Origin of the sequence: Carboxydocella sporoproducens DSM 16521, assembly GCF_900167165.1 — a bacterium.
GTDB lineage: Bacteria > Bacillota.
This window is the reverse complement of the sequence record NZ_FUXM01000012.1, coordinates 34159-54042: the sequence shown is the minus strand read 5'-3', so window position 1 is coordinate 54042 and position 19884 is coordinate 34159. Positions and strand designations below refer to the sequence as shown.

Annotated in this window: 18 protein-coding genes; 15 read left to right on the top strand and 3 right to left on the bottom strand. The window is 50.9% G+C overall.

What is annotated here, in order from left to right:
• Positions 1–63 precede the first annotated feature (63 nt).
• The 7 genes from B5D20_RS06475 to hepT are packed head-to-tail and all read left to right on the top strand — an operon-like array spanning position 64 to position 4213.
• The gene (locus B5D20_RS06475) at positions 64–690 is read left to right on the top strand and encodes a class I SAM-dependent methyltransferase (protein WP_078665420.1); all 627 of its coding nucleotides are present in this window, start codon (positions 64–66) and stop codon (positions 688–690) included.
• Entirely contained in the window at positions 665–1456 is a 792-nt protein-coding gene (locus B5D20_RS06470) for an MBL fold metallo-hydrolase (RefSeq protein WP_078665419.1), read from the top strand. Before B5D20_RS06475 ends, B5D20_RS06470 begins: the two co-directional genes overlap by 26 nt.
• A gap of 38 nt (positions 1457–1494) precedes the next feature.
• The gene (locus B5D20_RS06465; RefSeq protein WP_078665418.1) at positions 1495–2655 is read left to right on the top strand and encodes a S1C family serine protease; all 1161 of its coding nucleotides are present in this window, start codon (positions 1495–1497) and stop codon (positions 2653–2655) included.
• The gene (locus B5D20_RS06460) at positions 2656–2841 is read left to right on the top strand and encodes a CxxH/CxxC protein (RefSeq protein WP_242947920.1); all 186 of its coding nucleotides are present in this window, start codon (positions 2656–2658) and stop codon (positions 2839–2841) included. It abuts the gene before it with no gap.
• 2 nt (positions 2842–2843) lie between these two features.
• Positions 2844–3323, top strand: a complete 480-nt coding sequence (gene rlmH / locus B5D20_RS06455) for a 23S rRNA (pseudouridine(1915)-N(3))-methyltransferase RlmH (protein WP_078665416.1) — start codon at positions 2844–2846, stop codon at positions 3321–3323.
• Between the two features lie 13 nt (positions 3324–3336).
• Positions 3337–3783: a type VII toxin-antitoxin system MntA family adenylyltransferase antitoxin gene (gene mntA / locus B5D20_RS06450; RefSeq protein WP_078665415.1), complete on the top strand. Its 447-nt coding sequence runs from the start codon at positions 3337–3339 to the stop codon at positions 3781–3783.
• A gap of 1 nt (position 3784) precedes the next feature.
• Positions 3785–4213 carry a type VII toxin-antitoxin system HepT family RNase toxin gene (gene hepT, locus B5D20_RS06445; RefSeq protein WP_078665414.1) on the top strand — a complete coding sequence of 143 codons (429 nt, stop codon included), beginning with the start codon at positions 3785–3787 and terminating at the stop codon, positions 4211–4213.
• Between the two features lie 116 nt (positions 4214–4329).
• Here hepT and B5D20_RS06440 read toward each other — a convergent pair whose 3' ends face one another.
• Positions 4330–4746 (bottom strand): secondary thiamine-phosphate synthase enzyme YjbQ, encoded by a 417-nt coding sequence (locus B5D20_RS06440; RefSeq protein WP_078665413.1) that lies wholly within the window; start codon positions 4744–4746, stop codon positions 4330–4332.
• A gap of 138 nt (positions 4747–4884) precedes the next feature.
• Between B5D20_RS06440 and gltB the strand changes: the two genes are divergently transcribed.
• The 3 genes from gltB to B5D20_RS06425 all read left to right on the top strand — a co-directional run bounded on the left by gltB (position 4885) and on the right by B5D20_RS06425 (position 11871).
• A complete protein-coding gene (gene gltB, locus B5D20_RS06435) occupies positions 4885–9465 on the top strand; it encodes a glutamate synthase large subunit (RefSeq protein ID WP_078665412.1) in 4581 nt (1526 codons plus the stop codon).
• A gap of 21 nt (positions 9466–9486) precedes the next feature.
• On the top strand, positions 9487–10971 hold the full coding sequence (locus B5D20_RS06430; protein WP_078665411.1) for a glutamate synthase subunit beta: 1485 nt from the start codon (positions 9487–9489) through the stop codon (positions 10969–10971).
• A 141-nt stretch (positions 10972–11112) separates the two neighbouring features.
• The gene (locus B5D20_RS06425) at positions 11113–11871 is read left to right on the top strand and encodes a carbonic anhydrase (RefSeq protein WP_078665410.1); all 759 of its coding nucleotides are present in this window, start codon (positions 11113–11115) and stop codon (positions 11869–11871) included.
• Positions 11872–11913: 42 nt separating this feature from the next.
• Here B5D20_RS06425 and B5D20_RS06420 read toward each other — a convergent pair whose 3' ends face one another.
• Positions 11914–13806, bottom strand: a complete 1893-nt coding sequence (locus B5D20_RS06420; protein ID WP_159071774.1) for an AMP-dependent synthetase/ligase — start codon at positions 13804–13806, stop codon at positions 11914–11916.
• Between the two features lie 249 nt (positions 13807–14055).
• On the opposite strand from B5D20_RS06420, the gene B5D20_RS06415 reads away from it, so the two are divergent.
• Both B5D20_RS06415 and B5D20_RS06410 read left to right on the top strand, forming a co-directional pair.
• The gene (locus B5D20_RS06415) at positions 14056–15249 is read left to right on the top strand and encodes an MBOAT family O-acyltransferase (protein WP_159071775.1); all 1194 of its coding nucleotides are present in this window, start codon (positions 14056–14058) and stop codon (positions 15247–15249) included.
• A gap of 122 nt (positions 15250–15371) precedes the next feature.
• Entirely contained in the window at positions 15372–16484 is a 1113-nt protein-coding gene (locus B5D20_RS06410; protein ID WP_078665407.1) for an SGNH/GDSL hydrolase family protein, read from the top strand.
• Here the strand turns inward: B5D20_RS06410 and B5D20_RS06405 are convergent.
• The gene (locus tag B5D20_RS06405; RefSeq protein WP_078665406.1) at positions 16415–16678 is read right to left on the bottom strand and encodes an aldo/keto reductase; all 264 of its coding nucleotides are present in this window, start codon (positions 16676–16678) and stop codon (positions 16415–16417) included. The two genes, B5D20_RS06410 and B5D20_RS06405, sit on opposite strands and share 70 nt — an antisense overlap.
• A gap of 65 nt (positions 16679–16743) precedes the next feature.
• On the opposite strand from B5D20_RS06405, the gene B5D20_RS06400 reads away from it, so the two are divergent.
• The 3 genes from B5D20_RS06400 (at position 16744) to B5D20_RS06390 (ending at position 19872) form a co-directional block, all read left to right on the top strand.
• A complete protein-coding gene (locus tag B5D20_RS06400) occupies positions 16744–18144 on the top strand; it encodes an RsmB/NOP family class I SAM-dependent RNA methyltransferase (RefSeq protein WP_242952049.1) in 1401 nt (466 codons plus the stop codon).
• Between the two features lie 119 nt (positions 18145–18263).
• Entirely contained in the window at positions 18264–18872 is a 609-nt protein-coding gene (locus B5D20_RS06395; protein WP_159071776.1) for a TetR/AcrR family transcriptional regulator, read from the top strand.
• Positions 18859–19872 carry an HlyD family secretion protein gene (locus B5D20_RS06390; RefSeq protein WP_159071777.1) on the top strand — a complete coding sequence of 338 codons (1014 nt, stop codon included), beginning with the start codon at positions 18859–18861 and terminating at the stop codon, positions 19870–19872. The genes B5D20_RS06395 and B5D20_RS06390 overlap by 14 nt, the downstream gene beginning before the upstream one ends.
• Positions 19873–19884: the final 12 nt, after the last annotated feature.

The window sequence follows — 19884 nt, the reverse complement described above, 5'->3', positions numbered from 1 at the left end:
CCACGGTTGTCGCCGTGGTTTTTTTCTTGCTATAATGAAGAAGTACGGGAGGAACTGGTAATCATGGAACTGGAGCTGGTGAGCTGGCAGGGCAAGAAGAGGAGTTTTCAACTGTACCGGGTGCGCGACCTTGATACTCTGCTGGCTCAGGTGGAAACGGATGAAGATATTCCCTTCTGGGCCGAACTGTGGCCGGCGGCAGAAGGGCTGGCCCTGTGGCTGGAAGCGAGACCGGAACTGGTACAGGGCAAGCGGGCCCTGGAGCTGGGCTGTGGTCTGGGACTGGTGGGTCTGGTAGCAGCTGCCAACGGAGCAGAGGTAGTGCAAACCGATTTTGTCCCAGCGGCCCTGGAACTGGCCGGTCGAAATGCCCGGGCTAATGGCCTGGAACAACTGACCTGGCAGTTGCTGGACTGGCGGCAGCATCGAAAGCTGGGAGAGTTTCAGCTCATCCTGGGTTCGGATTTGTTTTATGAACCCGGGTTGCATGAAGATTTACTGGCCACCCTGGAACTTAACCTGGCTCCGTCTGGACACTGTCTTTTCAGTGACCCTGGGCGTGAAGGGGCCCAGGCCTTTGTCCGCCTTCTGGAGCAACGGAGCTGGCAGATTGAGAAAACCAAAGTGGAAAAGATCGATATTATCCAGGCAAGGAGAGGAGACCATGAGAATAGCTACCCTGGCGAGTAGCAGTTCAGGCAATGCCATCTGGGTGGAGGGAGAGGAAACGGCTGTACTGATTGATGCCGGACTGAGTGTACGCAAGCTAAAAGAGGCAGCTGCCCAGCTGGAACGCTGTCTGGAACAGCTAGCCGCAGTAGTGGTTACCCATGAACACAGGGATCATACCTGCGGACTGGGAGCTTTAAGCAGGAAATATAACTTGCCTGTGTATGCGACGGAATCCACCTGGGCGGCCATGGAGGCTCAGCTGGGCCCTATTGCCGAGCATAATCGCTGTATGCTGGCACCGGAGGAAAAAATAGAAATCGGGGAGCTGGCTTTCGAGGCTTTTTCCACTTCCCATGATGCCGGTGATCCGGTTGGCTATGTTTTTCATACCCGGGAAGCCACGGCAGGGGTTATGACTGATACCGGCTATGTCAGCCGGGGCATGGCTCGCAAATTGATGGAGTGTGAGCTACTGGTTTTTGAGGCTAACCATGACCGGGAGATGCTGATTCAGGGCCCTTATCCCTGGTCTTTAAAAAAGCGTATACTCAGTGACCGGGGGCACCTGGCCAATGATACGGCCGGTGATGTACTGGCCCGGCTCTGGGGTGGCCGCCAGCAGGGGGTGTTGCTGGCCCACCTGAGCCAGGAAAACAATACGCCCCAGAAGGCGCTGAAAACAGTGGAGGAACACTTTCAGGCTCTGGGAATCAAACCGGGAGAGGAAGCATGGCTGGAAGTGGCACCGGCCAGCAGTCCTTCTGCCTGGTTAGAAAAAAAATAATAAGGTAATCCTAATAAACAAAGGGAAGGAGGATACTTATGGATCAGTTTTATTATGAACGGAGACCTGGATTTTTAAGCTACATAGTTGTCAGTCTGCTTAGCGCCATAGTGGGCGGTCTGGTAGTAGGAGCTGCTTTATGGGGGCCACTTCGCGATCTGGAAAAGAAACAGGCAGAAGTGAAGATTAATCAGCCAGCGCAAATTACGCCCGGACAGACTGTCCCCCTGCCCGCAGGCTCGGCGCCAGTTGTGGATATTGCCAAACAGGTAGGACCGGCGGTAGTGGGAATATCTAACCGGGCTACCCGCATTGATTTCTGGGGTGAAACTCATGGCAGTGTGGAACAGGGTTCTGGCTCCGGGGTAATCATCGATCCCCAGGGTTATATAGTTACCAATAACCATGTAGTGGAAGGGGCCCAGGAACTGGTTGTCAGTCTGGCTAATGGCAAACATATCCCCGCCAAACTCATCGGCCGGGATCCCCGAACTGACCTGGCCGTAATCAAAATCAATCCGGCGGAAGCGGGAGAACTGACGGTGGCCAAACTGGGAGACTCCTCCCAGCTGCAGGTTGGGGAACTGGTAGTAGCTATCGGTAACCCGCTGGGGGAAGAATTTGCCCGCACGGTTACGGCCGGAATTATTTCCGCTCTCAACCGGACTCTGACCGTGGGGGAACAGAAATTTACCCTGATTCAGACTGATGCTGCCATCAACCCGGGTAATTCCGGTGGGGCCCTGGTCAATTCCAGGGGAGAAGTTATTGGGATCAACAGTGTAAAAATCATCAGCGAAAAAGTGGAAGGCATGAATTTCGCCATTCCCATCAATACCGCTAAACCCATAATTGAACAGCTCATCAAAAACGGGAAGGTAATCCGGCCCTGGCTGGGTATTCTCTACCGTGGTGTGGAAATTGACAAAGATCTGCAGCAACAATATGACTTGCCAGTAGATTACGGAATCGTGGTCGATGATGTAGTGGCCAATGGCCCTGCTGGTCTGGCCGGGATCCAGGCCCAGGATATCATCGTGGGAGTTGAGGGGGAAAAGGTAAAGACCTTCCAGGATCTGCAGGATCTGATCGGAAAACACAAGGTGGGCGATATCATCAAGGTAAAAGTGGTGCGTAACCGTCAATTCAAGGAATTTAGTGTAAAACTGGGTGAAATGCCGGGGACTTTACAGCCCTAAATGATGGGAGTGGCTAATGTGTATTGTGTTTGTGAACGCCATCTGGAGAAAGCAATGGACGAATTCGTCGATGTCTATGAACAACCTCCCGACCTCTATCTGCTAGAGAAGGTATCCTTTACGGACTGGCTGGCTCCTCAGCACTGCGATTTCTGCGATCAGCCGCCCAAATATCTGGTGGTATGACTATGCAGATAACTATAGTTTGTGTGGGTAAGCTCAAGGAAAAATACTGGCGAGAGGCGGAACAGGAATACCTGAAGCGGCTGGCACCCTATGCCAGGGTGAAAATCATTGAAGTCGCGGATGAGTCCTGCCCGGAAGAGGCCGGGGAGAGTGTTCGGGAACAGGTACGACAAAAAGAGGGGGAGCGTTTGCTGGCGGCTCTCCCCCCTCATTCCTGGCGGGTAGCTCTTGACCTGCGGGGAAAGACCTGTTCTTCGGAGGAGATGGCGGCCAGGGTCGAGGAATGGTTACTGGCAGGCTGGAGCCATCTGGTTTTTGTCATTGGCGGTTCCCTGGGACTGGCGGATAAGGTGCTGGCTGCCTGTCAGTTTAAGCTCAGTTTTGGGGCGTTTACCTATCCACATCAGCTGATGCGCGTGATTTTGCTGGAACAAATCTATCGCTGGCAGAAAATCCGGCGCGGGGAGCCGTATCATAAATAAAGCTGGTGATAAAATGATAAAATTTAACAAAATTAATTTCCAAAAAATAAAACAACGATTGCCATTAACCAGTCAAATTTTTTCAAGATACAGTGAAGAAATAATTGCAGTATATCTTTTTGGGTCATTAGTAAAGGATAATATCAAGCCTTTAAGTGATATTGATCTGGCCATTTTATTTAATTTTAAATTGACTCAGACAGTAATGGTCGATTTAGAAAACCGGATATTTATCGAGCTTATAAGATTTCTAGAAACAGAAGAAATAGACGGGATTGTTCTCAACTACCAGCCAATAAGCAGACAATTTGCGGTCCTTAAGAATAAACAGATCCTATATTGTTCTGATCATAAAAAAAGAATAGATTTTGAAACAGGGGTAATCCTTAGTTATCTTGATTTTAAGCCCTACCGGGAGGAATTTAACCGGGAGTTTGTTAGGGCACTGGGGGGAAGGTAAATTGGATGAAAAGTTACTTACTCAAACAAGATTGCTAAAAAAATATATCAATCTGTTAGAAAAAGTTGCTCATACTGAAAAAAACGTTTTTTTAAAAGATGAAATTTTAACAGCTGCCGCTGAACGTTATTTACAGTTAGCTATTGAAACCTGCATCAATATAGGAAATCGAATAATAGCTTTAGAGCAGATAGATAGAAACTTGCCTCCCCCGGAAACTTACGTGGAAATTTTTGAAACAATGTTTAAGATAGGATTAATCAATGAGCAACAACTGAATAATTATAGAAAAATGGCCAGATTTAGAAACAAGCTTGTGCATGTATATTGGGAAATTGACCATGAAACGGTATATGAGATAATCACAAACAACCTAAGTGATTTAAAAGAGTTTTTAAATATTGTGGTCAGCTACCTACAAAAAAACTAAAATCCTTCCCCGCCTATTCAGCGGGAAAGGATTTTTTATAAAAAAATTAAGCAAGAAGACCCCCACCTCTATAGGTGGGGATAAATTGCAAAAATAACACACAAAAAATGAAGAATTTACTCCCCAATAATCTTAATCAGTACCCTTTTTCGGCGTTTGCCATCAAATTCCCCGTAAAAAATCTGTTCCCATGGTCCCAGGTCTAACTGGCCATTGGTAACAGCTACCACTACTTCCCGACCCATGATGGTGCGCTTGAGGTGAGCATCGGCATTGTCCTCAAAGCCATTATGCCGGTATTGTTCATAGGGCTTCTCGGGAGCCAGCTTTTCCAGCCAGGTTTCAAAATCGTGATGCAAGCCACTTTCATCATCATTGATAAAAACACTGGCGGTTATATGCATGGCATTACATAATAAAAGACCTTCCTTGATTCCGCTTTCCCGCAGGGCGGCTTCTACCTGAGGTGTAATATTAATAAAAGCCCGCCGGGTTTTGGTTTCAAACCACAGTTCCTTGCGATAGCTTTTCAATTTAATCCCCTCCTGCTTCCATTTTACGAACCTTAATGCAAGTATGCAATATGCATGCAGCAGAATGATTGTATTTAAGCACAAGCAATGTTAGAATATACAGCAATAGGAAAACTTAAACGAAGAAAGGTGCATGCTATGAGAGAGTACATGAATGGCTTACCACCCAAGCAAGGACTGTATGATCCCCAGTTTGAGCATGATGCCTGCGGTATTGGATTTGTGGCCAATATCAAGGGCAAGAAGTCCAATGAGATTGTACGTCAGGCTCTGACTATTCTCCTGAACCTGGATCACCGGGGAGGCCAGGGTTCGGAGACCAACACCGGTGACGGTGCCGGTATACTTATGCAAATTCCTCATGCCTTCCTGGTAAAGGAATGTGCCCGGCTGGGCATTGATTTACCTGAACCCGGACAATACGGGGTTGGTATGCTCTTTTTACCGGTTGATCCGGAGGAAAGGGCAGCCTGTGAACAGAAACTGGAGGAAATAATCGCAGAAGAAGGCCAGGTCTTGCTGGGCTGGCGGACTGTGCCTACCGATAATTCCAGCCTGGGGGAAATGGCTCGCAAAGCGCAGCCTTTTATTCGCCAGGTCTTTATTGCTCCTCCCCGGCCGCAGTCAGATCGGATGGCCTTTGAGCGTAAGCTCTATGTTATCCGTAAACGGGCTGAAAAGGAAATTCGCCATGGGGACCACCCTGGTGGTAAATATTTCTATTTCGCTAGTCTCTCGGCTAGCACTATTGTCTACAAGGGCATGCTGACTCCAGAACAAGTAGACCGCTTCTACATCGACCTACAGGACCCCGCAGTTGAAACAGCATTGGCCCTGGTTCATTCCCGCTTCAGTACCAATACCTTTCCCAGCTGGGAGAGGGCTCATCCCTACCGCTATCTGATTCACAATGGAGAAATCAATACTTTGCGCGGCAATGTCAACTGGATGCATGCACGCCAGGCGGTTTGTGAAAGCGAGCTTTTTGGTGAAGATATGGCCAAAATCCTGCCAGTTATCGATCCAGATGGCAGTGACTCGGCAATGTTCGATAACTGCCTGGAATTCCTCTACTTAACTGGACGGTCCTTGCCTCATGCCATGATGATGATGATTCCGGAACCCTGGCAGAACCATGAGAGCATGAGCCCGGAGAAAAAAGCCTTTTATGAGTATCATAGCTGCTTGATGGAACCATGGGATGGTCCGGCGGCTATGGCCTTTACCGATGGCCGCATCATCGGGGCTGTGCTGGACCGGAATGGGCTCAGACCTTCCCGCTATTATGTTACAGAAGATGACCTGATTATCATGGCTTCTGAAGTAGGGGTGCTGGAAGTTCCCCAGGAAAAAGTGATTATCAAGGAAAGACTGCGTCCGGGCCGCATGTTGCTGGTGGATACGGAAGCAGGCCGTATTATCTCCGATGATGAACTAAAGCATCAAATTGCAACCGAACATCCCTATGAAGAATGGCTGAAAGAACATCTGGTAGCACTGGAAGACCTGCCCGAAGGTCCGGTGGCACCGGAGCTGGATCACCAGACAGTGCTGAAAAAACAGCTGGCCTTTGGTTATACTTTTGAGGAACTGAAAGATACCCTGGCGCCCATGGCGGAAAAGGGGATGGAACCGGTTGGATCCATGGGGATGGATGCACCGCTGGCGGTGCTTTCCGACCGGCCGCGGCTTCTGTATGATTACTTTAAACAGCTGTTTGCTCAGGTGACTAACCCGCCTATTGATGCTATTCGGGAGGAAATCATCACTGCGACGGTGACCAATCTGGGCCCGGAAGGAAACCTTCTCAAACCAGAGCCCACCAGTTGCCGGCAGATTAAAATCCAGACCCCGATTCTGAGCAACGAAGAGCTGGCCAAAATCCGCTATCTCCGGCGTGAGGGGGCCAAATCAGTAACTCTACCCATTCTCTTCCGGGCAGCAGACGGCGCCAGAGGCATGGAACAGGCACTGGAAGACCTGTGCCGGGCGGCGGATGCAGCTATTGATGCAGGGTGCAATTATCTGATTCTTTCCGACCGGGGAGTAGACGCCTATAATGCACCCATTCCCGCTTTGCTGGCCCTGTCCTGTGTCAACCATCATCTGGTCCGCAATGGCAGAAGGACTAAAGCCAGCCTGATTCTCGAATCAGGGGAGCCGCGGGAAGTTCACCATTTTGCTGTTCTACTGGGCTATGGGGCCGGCGCCATTAACCCTTACCTGGCTTTTGAGACCTTAGATGACATGATCAATCAGGGCATGTTGCCTGGCATCAGCCGGGAAAAGGCCATCAAAAACTATATCAAGGCTGTTACCAAAGGGGTAGTAAAAGTCCTGTCCAAAATGGGTATCTCCACTATCCAGAGCTACCGGGGAGCTCAGATCTTTGAAGCCATTGGCCTTTCCCAGGAGTTTATAGACAAGTATTTCACCTGGACTCCTTCGCGGGTGGGAGGTATTGGGCTGGATATAGTAGCCCAGGAGGCTTTAATGCGCCATCAACGAGCATTTTCTGCTCAGGAGGGGCTAGACCAAACCCTGGATCCTGGCTCCGATTACCAGTGGCGGCGAAATGGAGAGGACCATCTCTTCAATCCTGAGACCATTCATCTGTTGCAGGAAGCTTGCCGCCGGGGAGACTACCAGCTCTACAAAAAGTATGCTGCTTTAATTAATGACCAAACTCAGAAACACTTTACTTTACGGGGATTATTCAAGTTTAAACCCAAGCGCAAACCTATTCCACTGAATGAGGTCGAATCGGTGGAATCCATTTGCCGTCGTTTCAAGACGGGGGCGATGTCCTTTGGCTCCATTAGCAAGGAGGCCCATGAATGTCTGGCCATCGCCATGAACCGCATTGGCGGGAAGAGCAATACCGGGGAAGGCGGGGAGGATCCTGCCCGTTTTAAACCCGACCCCAATGGGGATCTCAGACGCAGTGCCATTAAACAGGTGGCTTCCGGACGTTTCGGGGTTACCAGCGAATATCTGGTCAATGCCGATGAAATTCAGATCAAAATGGCTCAAGGGGCCAAGCCCGGGGAAGGGGGCCAGCTGCCAGGGCGTAAGGTTTATCCCTGGGTAGCAGCGGTGCGGCATTCTACTCCTGGAGTGGAGCTGATTTCCCCTCCGCCTCACCATGATATCTATTCCATTGAGGATCTGGCTCAGTTGATCCATGACCTGAAAAACGCTAACTCCAATGCCCGTATTAATGTGAAGCTGGTATCGGAAGTGGGCGTAGGGACCATTGCTGCCGGGGTGGCCAAAGGCCGGGCTGATGTGGTGCTGATCAGCGGTTATGATGGTGGTACTGGAGCTTCCCCGCGGACCAGTATCAAGCACGCAGGGTTGCCCTGGGAGCTGGGACTGGCAGAAACCCACCAGACCCTGGTGTTAAATAACCTGCGGGACCGGATTGTGGTGGAAGTGGATGGCAAGCTGATGACCGGCCGGGATGTAGTGATTGCTACTCTGCTTGGGGCAGAGGAATATGGCTTTGCCACCGCGCCGCTAGTAGTTATGGGCTGTGTGATGATGCGGGTCTGTCATATGGACACCTGTCCGGTGGGGATTGCCACCCAGAACCCGGAACTGCGGAAAAACTTCCAGGGTAAACCGGAACATGTGGTTAACTTCATGCGTTTTGTGGCCCAGGAAATCAGGGAAATCATGGCTGAGCTCGGTTTCCGCACCATTGATGAAATGGTGGGACGTACCGATGTGCTGGAAGTAAATGAAGCCATTGAACACTGGAAGGCCAGGCATCTGGATTTATCACCCCTGTTGTACCAGCCGGATGTGCCGGAAACAGTAGGCAGATATTGCCGCACACAGCAGGACCATGGGCTGGATAAGTCCCTGGACCGTCGGGAGCTGCTGGATATTTGCCGACCGGCCATCGAGCGGGGTGAAAAGGTTACTGCCACTCTGCCTATCCGCAATATTAACCGGGTGGTGGGAACCATTGTGGGCAGTGAAATCACCCGTCGCTATGGTTCGGAAGGCCTGCCGGAAGATACCATCTGGCTCAAGTTTAAAGGCTCAGCAGGCCAGAGTTTTGGTGCCTTTATACCCAGAGGTATGACACTGGAGCTTGAAGGAGATGCCAATGACTATATTGGCAAGGGTCTATCAGGTGGCAAGATTATCGTCTATCCGCCTCTGGAAGCCAAATTCAAGCCGGAGGAGAATATCATTATCGGTAACGTCGCCCTTTATGGGGCTACTTCGGGGGAAGCGTATTTCCGGGGTGTAGCCGGGGAAAGATTCTGTGTGCGGAACAGTGGCGCCTATGCCGTGGTAGAAGGGGTAGGTGACCATGGTTGTGAATATATGACCGGTGGCCGGGTAGTAGTGCTGGGTAAAACCGGGCGCAACTTCGCTGCCGGGATGTCAGGCGGTATCGCCTATGTGCTGGACGAAGACGGCACTTTCCCGCAGCGCTGCAATAAAGAAATGGTATTGCTGGAACGGCTGGAAAATGAACGGGAAATCGAGGAAGTCAAGACTATGATCACTAAACACGCCCGTTACACCGGCAGTGCTCTGGCCGAAGCCGTACTGGCTGATTGGGATAACAAGATAACCCAATTCGTCAAGGTCATACCCAGGGATTATAAACGGATGATTGAGGCCATCGAGGAAGCCTATGCATCCGGTCTGACCGGGGACGAAGCCCTGCTGGCGGCCTTTAAGAAAAACTGGAATTAAGGGTGTATAGGAGGTACGGCTATGGGTAAACCGACCGGTTTTATGGAATACCAGCGGCAACTGCCGGGTGACCGGGAGCCATTGGAAAGAATCAAGGACTGGAATGAATTCCACTACCAATTTGAGGAAGAACAACTGAAGATCCAGGGGGCCCGCTGCATGGAGTGCGGCACCCCCTACTGCCACACCGGAGTGATCATCAATGGAGCTGTTTCCGGCTGTCCCCTCAACAATTTGATCCCTGAGTGGAATGACCTCATTTACCGGGGTCTGTGGCGGGAGGCACTGGAACGGTTGCACAAGACCAATAACTTCCCCGAATTTACAGGCCGGGTCTGTCCTGCTCCCTGTGAAGGGGCTTGTACTTGCGGTTTGCACGGTCAGCCGGTAACTATCAAGAATAACGAATGTGCTATAATCGACCGGGCTTATGAAGAAGGCTGGGTTGTGCCCCGGCCTCCGGCCATCCGCACTGGCAAAAAAATAGCGGTGGTAGGGTCAGGTCCCTCGGGGTTGGCAGCCGCAGCTCAGCTCAATAAAGCAGGACACTGGGTTACCGTATTTGAGCGGGCTGACCGGGTGGGGGGACTGTTGATGTATGGCATCCCCAATATGAAGCTGGATAAGAAGATTGTCCAGCGCCGCATCGATATTCTGGCAGCAGAAGGCATTACATTCGTCACCAATACCGAAGTGGGTAAGGACTTTCCCGTAGGCCGCTTGCTGGGAGAATTTGATGCCGTTATCCTTTGCGGAGGTTCAACTAAGCCCCGGGATCTGCCGGTAGAAGGCCGTAACCTGCAAGGTATCCATTTCGCCATGGAGTTTCTCAAGGCCAATACCAAGAGTCTGCTGGACTCCAATCTGGAAGATGGTAACTATATTTCCGCCGCGGGCAAGGATGTAGTGGTGATCGGGGGCGGTGACACCGGTACTGACTGTGTTGCTACTGCCATCAGGCACGGTTGCCGTAGCGTGGTACAGCTGGAGATCATGCCCCAGCCACCGAAAACGAGAGCGGCAGACAATCCCTGGCCGCAGTTTCCCCGGGTATTGAAGGTGGATTATGGCCAGGAGGAAGCTGCCGCCCTTTATGGTGCAGATCCCCGTCAATATTGCGTGATGACCAAACGGTTTGTTGGTGATGAACAGGGGCGGGTCAAGGAAGTGCATACAGTCCAGGTGGAATGGGTGAAAGGGCCACAGGACCGCCTGGTACCACAGGAAATTCCCGGTACGGAAAAAGTCTGGCCCGCGCAGCTGGTGCTGCTGGCCATGGGTTTTGTGGGACCGGAAAGACAGCTCCTGGATCAGCTGGGAGTTGAACTGGACCAATTCGGTAATGTGAAAGCGGATTTTGGCAAATTCCGTACCAATATACCGAAGGTATTTGTAGCTGGTGACATGCGCCGGGGCCAGAGTTTGGTGGTCTGGGCCATTCGCGAAGGCCGGGGAGCGGCCCGGGAGTGTGACCGCTTCTTGATGGGAAACACCAATTTGCCATAAAGAGGGGCCTTATCGCCCCTTTTTGTTTTCTGTGGACTGTGCTACTTTTCACAAAAAATTCAGGGATTTAGCAGGAAAAAAAGAAAAAGCAGCGAATATAATTTGAGCGAAAAATTACAAACAATTACTGGAGGTGTCAAAATGGTAGAGAGAAAGAAAGTGCTGGGGGGAGTGCTGGCTGGGGCCTTATTGCTGGGGAGTTTTACTCTGGCTGGCTGTGGCAGTGAAGCCCAGAAGACCGGCGAAAATAGCGGTGAAAAGGCTGCTAGCGCATCGGCGGTTCAGGTCTATCAGCGACCGGAAATCATCAAAAATCCGGATGAAGCATTGAATCTGCTGAAAGATGGAAATGCCCGCTTTGCCGGCGAAAAGGTTTTGCCCGACAATCTGGGGGATGAACGGCGGGAAGAGCTGAAAAAGAATGGCCAGCATCCTTTTGCCATCATTGTCAGCTGTTCTGATTCCAGGGTACCGCCGGAAATCATCTTCGATCAGGCTTTAGGGGATTTATTTGTTATACGGGTAGCCGGAAATGTGATTGATCCGGTGGCTACTGGCAGTGTTGAATATGCGGCTGAACACCTGGGTACTCCCCTGATTGTCGTCATGGGTCATGAAAAATGCGGTGCCGTTACCGCTGCGGTTAAGGGCGGAGAAGTACCGGGCAGCATCGGCTCAATTATAGAAAAAATCAAGCCTTCGGTGGAAAAAGCGAAGGCTACCGGTCTGGCCGGCGATCAGCTGGTAGAAAAGTCTACGGAACTGAATGTGGAAGCTTCCATGGTCGAACTGGAAAAAAGCCCTATCATTAAGGAACTGGTAGAACAGGGTAAGCTGAAAATCGTGGGAGCCAAATATCATCTGGGCAGTGGCCAGGTTGAATGGCTGGAAACCAAATAAGGATAAAAGGCACTTTGCGGGAGAGCAAAGTGCCTTTTTATCTTACCGGGAGAGAGGAGTACCGGGGCTAATTGGAATATCTTCCTCTTCATCATGTTTGTAGATGACTTCCACATAGGGGCCCTGGTCCTGATACATGGCCAGGAAATCCTGTTCATATTTCTTGTATATGATCCTGCGTCGGATTTTCAGAGTGGGAGTGACTTCTCCGGCATCCATAGTAAATTCCTGGGCGCGGATGGTAATGCGTTTAACCTGTTCATACCTGGGGAGATGCTTGAGGGCTTTGGCTACCCGCTTGGCCAGAAGTTTCTGGATTTTGGGCAAGGTAATCAATTCCTGGCGGGTAGTGAAATTCACCCCTTTCTCGCGCGCATAGTGTTCCAGGTCGGTAAAATCAGGAACAATCATTGCAGTCATAAAAGGCTGTTTATCTCCATAAACAACGGCCTGGGCGATAAAACGGTCAGCTGTAAGGAGTTGTTCAATGGGCTGGGGGGCTACATTTTTGCCTCCGGCAGTGATGATTAAATCCTTTTTACGGTCGGTGATGAAAAGAAAGCCGTCATTATCAATGATGCCGATATCTCCTGTTTTTAACCAGCCATCTTCAGTAAATAATTCGGCAGTAGCTTCCGGATTGTTATAATAGCCCAGTGTGAGATTGGGGCCTTTGGCCAGAATTTCGCCATCAGGGGCAATTTTTAATTGCACTTCCGGAATGGCCAGGCCAACTGAACCAAACCGATAGTTTTCCCGGCGGTTACAGGTTAGAACCGGGGAAGTTTCGGTCAGACCATAGCCTTCAATGACCCTGATGCCTACAGCATAAAAGAATTCAGCCAGATCTCGGCCCAGGGGAGCGCCACCGGAGACGCAGAAATCCAGACGGCCGCCAAAGCGTTCCCTGATTTTACGAAAAACCAGACGGTCAGCCAGAGTGTCCTGCCAGCGTAGCCACAGGGGAACAGGTTGTTTGGCAGCCAGCAGGTTAGCGCGTTTTTTTCCTGCTTTAATTGCCCAGTGGAAAATGCGTTTTTTCAGGAAGGAAGAAGTGGCGACGTTTTCCATAATGCGGTGATGGATTTTTTCATAAAGGCGGGGTACACTGCACATGAGATGAGGACGAACTTCTTCCAGGTTTTTGGGGACGTCATTGATGCTTTCGGCATAGGCGATGGTTACCCCGGCATAAAGCATGTAGTACCAGCCCAGGGTTCTTTCCAGCACATGACTTAATGGCAGGAAGGAAAGGCTGACATGGGTATCCGGGCTGGGGACAACCTGGTAACAGCCCCAGGCATTGCTGAGAAAATTGATATGGGTCAGGATAACTCCTTTGGGGTTACCAGTAGTGCCGGATGTATAAATGATGGAACAGATATCAGTGGGTTTTACCTGGGGCCAGGTTCGATCATAAAGACCGGGTTGTTGTTGCCAGAGTTCCTTGCCAAGCTGACGCAAATCGGCAAAAGACCACAGTTTTATGTTTTCTGCTTTTTCTTTCAAAGAAGTGGGGATGGGGTCAGGCAGAATCAAATGTTTTAAATCTGGCATCAGCTGCTGATGATTTATTACTTCTTCTGCTAGTTCTGAGGAGCCAACAATCAGGATTTTGCTGCCACTATCATTGATAATATGAGCAACCTGAGGGCCTTTATTTGTAGGATAGATGGGAACATTGATGGCACGAGCAGCGATAATGGCCAGGTCCCAGAGGGGCCAGAAATACTGGGTTGTCATCATCAGACCTATCCGGTCTCCGGGATTGGTATCCAGGGCCAGAAGACCCAGGGTAAAGAGCTGGACTTCTTCGGCGGCCTCTTTCCAGGTTACAGGCTGATATTTGCCCTCTTTTTTGGTTAGAAACAGGGGTTTATTGATATATTTGGGCAGTTGTTGGTGAAACAGCCCAATAGTAGTTTGGTGATACATAGCATCTCCCTCCGGCCTGGCAGAATGAATATTCATTCAATTTAAAAATAATTCTATTTTCAGGCAAATACAACTTCTCTCCCCCTAAATGCAATTAAGTCATGGTAAATGGTAAAATATATAGGTTGGATGGTAGGTCTTTTTCATCGGTCAGCCTAACCGGTTACTGTTATCAGAAAGGGAAATATGCTACAATTAGCTTATGTCCAAATAGCAATATCTAAAACAGAAGGGAATGGATGGACGGCCATGGTTTTATTATCCTGGACCAGTGGGTTGATTTTGCTGGTCATGGTGGGAGTTTTCTGGCTCTTGCCGGGAAGCAGCAGCCGCAGCTTATGGTTGGCTCTGAGCAATATCGCACTCCTGCTATACTGGTATCCTGGGCAGGGCTTATTAATGCTGGGATTGGCCATGCTAACTTTTCTGCTGGGAGAAATTCTGAGTCGGTGGGGCCAGAGGCGAGCCTGGCTGCTGGCACTGGCTATAATAGTGGTGAGTTTTTATTTGCTTTATACCAAGTATTTTGCTTTTCTTTTACAAATACTCAATCAGGCTTTACAGGCCCTGGGACAGCCGGGCCGCTGGCACTGGGAACAGGTGGCGGTTCCGGTGGGGATATCTTTTGTCACCTTTCGCTGGCTGCATTATGTAATCGATAGCTACTGGGGCAAGGTTGAGCAAAGAGAGTTAATAACCTTCCTGGGCTATTCCTTTTTCTGGCCCATTCTTACTTCCGGGCCTATTGAACGCTGGCAGGATTTTTCTCGCCAATTGGGAGAAAAACAGCGCTGGCAGTGGAATTACCTCTGGGAGGGGCTGGAACGCATTTTGCTGGGGTTGTTCAAGAAATTGCTGGTGGCAGCGGCGCTGGCTCCACTGGCCAGTGGCTTGAGCAAGCCCGGACTGTCTGCAGGAGCCTACTGGCTGGCAGCTCACGCCTATGCCTGGCAACTCTATGTGGATTTTTCCGGCTATACTGATATAGCAGTGGGCAGCAGCCGTTTCTTTGGTCTGAGAATCCAGGAAAACTTCGACTGGCCTTATTTGCGAGGGAATATATCTCTGTTCTGGAAACACTGGCATATGTCTTTGACCCGCTGGTTCCGGGACTATCTTTTTATCCCCCTGGGGGGAAGCCGGGTGGCTTTCCGCCGGATTTTATTCAATACCCTGGTGGTCATGTTTGTAACCGGTATCTGGCATGGAGCGGGCTGGAACTTTATTTTCTGGGGGATGCTCCATGCTGGGGCGCTCATTCTCTGGCGGCTTTATCGCCGCTATCTTCTGCCCCGTTTACCCGAGAGCTGGCCTGACCAGTACTGGTATCGCGGTTTGGCCATATTCATTACATATAATTTTGTTGTACTGGCCTGGATACCTTTTACTACAAACCTGCAACAGGCCCTTCGGGTTCTGCAGATTATGGGAGGCGGTGGCTGATGCTGAGCTGGCGGGAGCTAATAGCGGCTATTTTCTGGCTTGGTTTGATCTTACTGGCTGTACTGGGCTCTACTCTTGGACAAACCCAGTTTATCTATAATCAATTTTAAGGAGAAAGAGGTATGAACAAAATTTTGCCTTTCAATGGCAAAGTACTGATATTGATTATAATTGGCCTCTTCCTGGTGGACTGGGGCCTGAACCGCTATCTGGACTGGCGGCTCCTGGAAAAACAGGACTGGCGGGTGAATAATCCTGATCTGGGTTCAATCCGGGTAGTGCTGGACCGGTTACCACGCGCTCCCGGACTGGTGGTAGTCTGTCTGGGGGATTCAGAAATGTATGGTTCCAGTACTCCTGCTGACCGTACTATTCCGGCTTATTTGGCCCGCTCCCTGCGGGAGAAGTTTCCCGGTCAAAAGATAACTGTAATTAACCTGGGTATAAAGGGTTTGAAACCGGCAGAAGCCTATTTTCTGGTACGTCAGCTGAAAAAAATGCCGGTGGATATTCTGGTGTATAATATCAGCCGGGGCTGGTTTGCCGAAAAAGGGGGAGTGCGCTTTCAGGACGTACTACGCCTGCCCGGCAATGCTGAGGCAGCTCGTAACCTGGGCATAAAAGTAGCTGAGACCAGCAGGGAAGAGCAACTGGGGGAGAAAGTAGCGGCGGTTTGGAGTTTTTATCGCTATCGACAGGTGGTAGCGCGGGACTTTTTGCATTTATCTGATCTGGTTCAGGGTACAGCCGAACGCAGCCAGGCGCCTCAGCAGTGGCAGCAGAAACAGCAACAGCAGGCAGGACAGGGAAGACCCTGGCAGGAAAAAAAGGAGGTTTTGTTAAAAGGGGCCGGAGGGCAACTGGCATCCCTGAATTTAACCACTGCCAATCTGGAGTGGCGGCTTTACCTGGAATTGTTGCGGGAATGGGAAAACGCAGGTCGACCGGCCCTGGTTTATGCTACTCCTGCCAATATGGAGTTATTGAAACAAAAGTATAAAATTGATGTACAGCGCTGGGAAAAGGAAAAGCAGCAAATACTGGCTGCAGCCCGGCGGCACAACTGCCGTTCCCTGGACTACAGCCAGCTGATAGAGAGTAAGTGGTTTACTGATGAGATTCACCTCATGGCAGAAGGTAACCGGAAGGTAGCGGAGCAACTGGCTCAGGAGCTAGCCAGTTTACCTGCCGCCCGGGCCATGGACTTGCTGGCCAGCAGAAAACGGGAACGATAGCCTTTCAGGGCCTGGCCCAGCAAGGTTTCACTGGCACCATAACCACGGGCGGTATCGATAAAGTTTATGCCGTGGTCAGCGGCGGCAGCCACTAGATTGGCTACCTGTTCAGGTTCTGCCTTTTGCAGGGGAATGCCGCCTAAGCCCAGGCGGGAGACAGCGATATCTGTTCCTGAAAGTTGACGATATTCCATATTATCACCTCAAAGGACTTAATTCCACATCGATGCTAAAAATCCTGTCTGAGGAGGTAAGCGGCTTGGCAATCACAGCAGAACGACTACCCCGGGAGTTTGTACAGAGGCTTGAACCCTTGCTGGGAGAGGAATGGCCGGAGTTCCTGGCCGCCCTGGCGGGAGAGAGTCAGCACGGCCTGCGCCAAAATCCCTTGAAAATTCAGCAGGCTGAGTGGGAAAAAATCGCTCCTTTTCCTCTGGAGAGGGTGCCCTGGTGTCGGGAAGGTTATTATTTACAGGAAGAAGAGCGACCGGGGAAACACCCTTACTACCATGCCGGACTTTATTATATCCAGGAACCCAGTGCCATGGCGCCAGTGGAAGCTCTGGAGGTTCAGCCAGGGGAGAAGGTACTGGATCTCTGTGCAGCTCCGGGGGGCAAAACCACCCAGATTGGAGCCAAATTGCAAGGAAAAGGGATTCTGGTAGCCAATGATAATAATCCCCAGCGCATCCGGCCCATGGTTAAATATGTTGAGACTTTTGGTTTAACCAATTGCCTGATTTTCAACGAACGACCAGAGCGGCTGGCCCGCCATTTTCCCGGCTATTTTGATAAAATTCTGGTGGATGCACCCTGTTCAGGAGAAGGGATGTTCCGGCGGGAGCCGGAGAGCATGGGGGCATATCAGAAGTTTGGTCCGGAACGCTGCCGGCAGATGCAGAGGGAGATCTTGCGGGCAGCTGCCCGGATGCTGAAACCCGGGGGAGTAATGGTTTATTCTACCTGTACCTTTAATCCATATGAAAACGAAGGGACAATCCAGGAGTTTTTGCAGGAACATTCCGAATTTCAGCTGGAGCCGGTGCCTCAGGCCCATCTCTATAGCCCGGGCCGCCCCGACTGGGTGGTAGGGGGCAGGCCGGAACTGGCCCTGGCTTGCCGGATCTGGCCGCATAAAAACAGAGGAGAAGGACATTTTCTGGCCAGATTGCGCAAAAATAACAATGGAAGCAGATTGGCTGGAGCAGGCAGACCCGGTGGTACTGATCCCTACCTGGCCGAAGGAGCCAAGGAACTGGCCTCCTGGCACCGCTTCCGCCAGAACTATTTAAAAACAGAATTGAATGGGCGTTACTGGTTGAATGGCGGGACCCTCTATCTTGTACCCCCGGAATTGCCGGTATTGCAGGGATTAAAACTGATTCGTCCCGGATTGACCCTGGGTAATCTCTATAAAGGCAAATTTTATCCTGATTATGCCCTGGCGATGGCTTTAAAACCGGAACAGTTTGCCCAGCCGGTCTATTTCACCCTGGATGCTCCGGAGCTGAGGAAATACCTGAAAGGCGAGACCTTGCCGGCTGGAGAGGCAAAAGGCTGGCATTTGCTCTGTCTGGACCGGTGGCCACTGGGCTGGGCCCTGGCAGTAGATGGCTATTTAAAAAATTATTATCCTAAAGGCTGGCGACTTCAGAGTTAGTTTGTCCGGGAAAATTCCCGGAGTTTTTTTTATATTCTTTACCTCCAGGCAGGAAAAGAAACAATACTATCGAATATAATAAATTGAGTACTTACTCGAAAAGGAGGGAGGGAGGGGAAGTGGCCAGAACCCGTAAAGGAGAAGAAACCAGGCAGCGGATCCTGGCAGCAGCCCTGAAGCTATTCAGTGCCAGAGGTTATGCCGGTACTTCTACAAGAGAGATTGCCCGGGAGGCAGGGGTGGCAGAGGGTACTATTTTTCATTATTTTCCTACCAAAAAAGCTCTCCTGCAGGGTGTACTGGAACCGATTATGATCAGCAGTCTGATGCGAACCTGGGCGGAGACCGAACAATTGCCCCTGGCCCAGGCGCTGGAGAAGATTCTGCGGCAGCGGCTGACTATCATCGAGAAGAATCAGGAGCTGTTCAAGCTGATTTTGCTGGAAGCAGCTCTGCAGCCAGAATTGAGGGAGTATTTGCTCAAGGAAATAATCTTGCCTCTACGGGCAGCAGTACTGGAATTTCTGGAGAAGAAATTGGACAGAGAAAAGCTGAGGCCTGTAAATCGAACGGCCCTGGTTCAAATATTACTGGGGGCGATGGTTTCGTCTTTAATGTATAAGGGCTTGCTCAAGCCTGCTTTGCCTGAAGAACCGGAGATGGATAAGATGATAGCTGAAATGATAAAAATTATCATGGAAGGGGTGACTAATGATGAAGGGAGTTAGAATTGTGGTGGTCCTGCTGGTGCTGGCAGGACTGGGCTGGTATGGCTGGCTGAAACAGCAGGGAAAACCAGCAGAAGATGTTTATAACGGCTGGGTTGAAGGCGAGGAATACCGGGTAGTGGCGGAAACGGCCGGCAAGGTCAAGGAGGTACTGGTAAAGGAAGGGGAGCTGGTCAAGGCTGGCCAGGTAGTGGCTAAACTGGATGATGAAGCGGCCCGCCTGCAGCTGGCGCTGGCGCAGGCTAACCGGGCAGCGGCCGAAGCCAGGGCTGGTGATGTGAAAGCAGGTAGCCGTCCGCAACAAATCGCCCAGGCCCAGGCCCAGGTACGGGCTCTGCAGGCTTCTTTGCAGGGAGCTCTGGAGAATTTGAAGCGTTTGCAAAGTCAGCGCCAGGATGTAGAGGAGCTGGTCCAAACCGGGGGAGCTACCGCTGACCAGCTGGAAGCCGCAAAAGCGGCAGAAGCCAGTGCCCAGGCCGCTGTAAATAGCCTCAAGGCTCAGATTGATGCTGCCAGGGAGCAAGTCCGCTTACTCCAGGCGGGAGCTACCTCCTATTCCCTCTCTGCCCAGGACGCCCAGGTGGAGGCAGCTCGTCAGCAGGAGGCCCTGGCCCAATTGCAGGTGAATAAGGCCCGGGTAGTAGCTCCGGTAAGGGGAGTGGTTCAGAATATCCTTCTCAAGGTGGGGGAGCTGGCCAATCCCGGTTCTACCCTGTTAAATCTGGTAGATCAGGACCGCCTTTATGTAAATATCTTTGTACCCCAGAGCCAGCTGGACCGGGTGCAACTGGGAAGGAAGGCGATAGTGGAGGCGGAAAATGGCAAGCTCAAAGGGGAAGGCAAAATCGTCTATATTTCTCCCCAGGGGGAATTTACACCTAAAAATATTCAAACCAGGGAAGAAAGAGCCACTCAAGTCTTCAAAGTAAAAGTTGAAATCACTTCCGGCGGGTCCAGTGGCTTTAAACCGGGCCAGGCGGTGGAAGTCAGGCTGAAATAGGGGGAGTGGCCA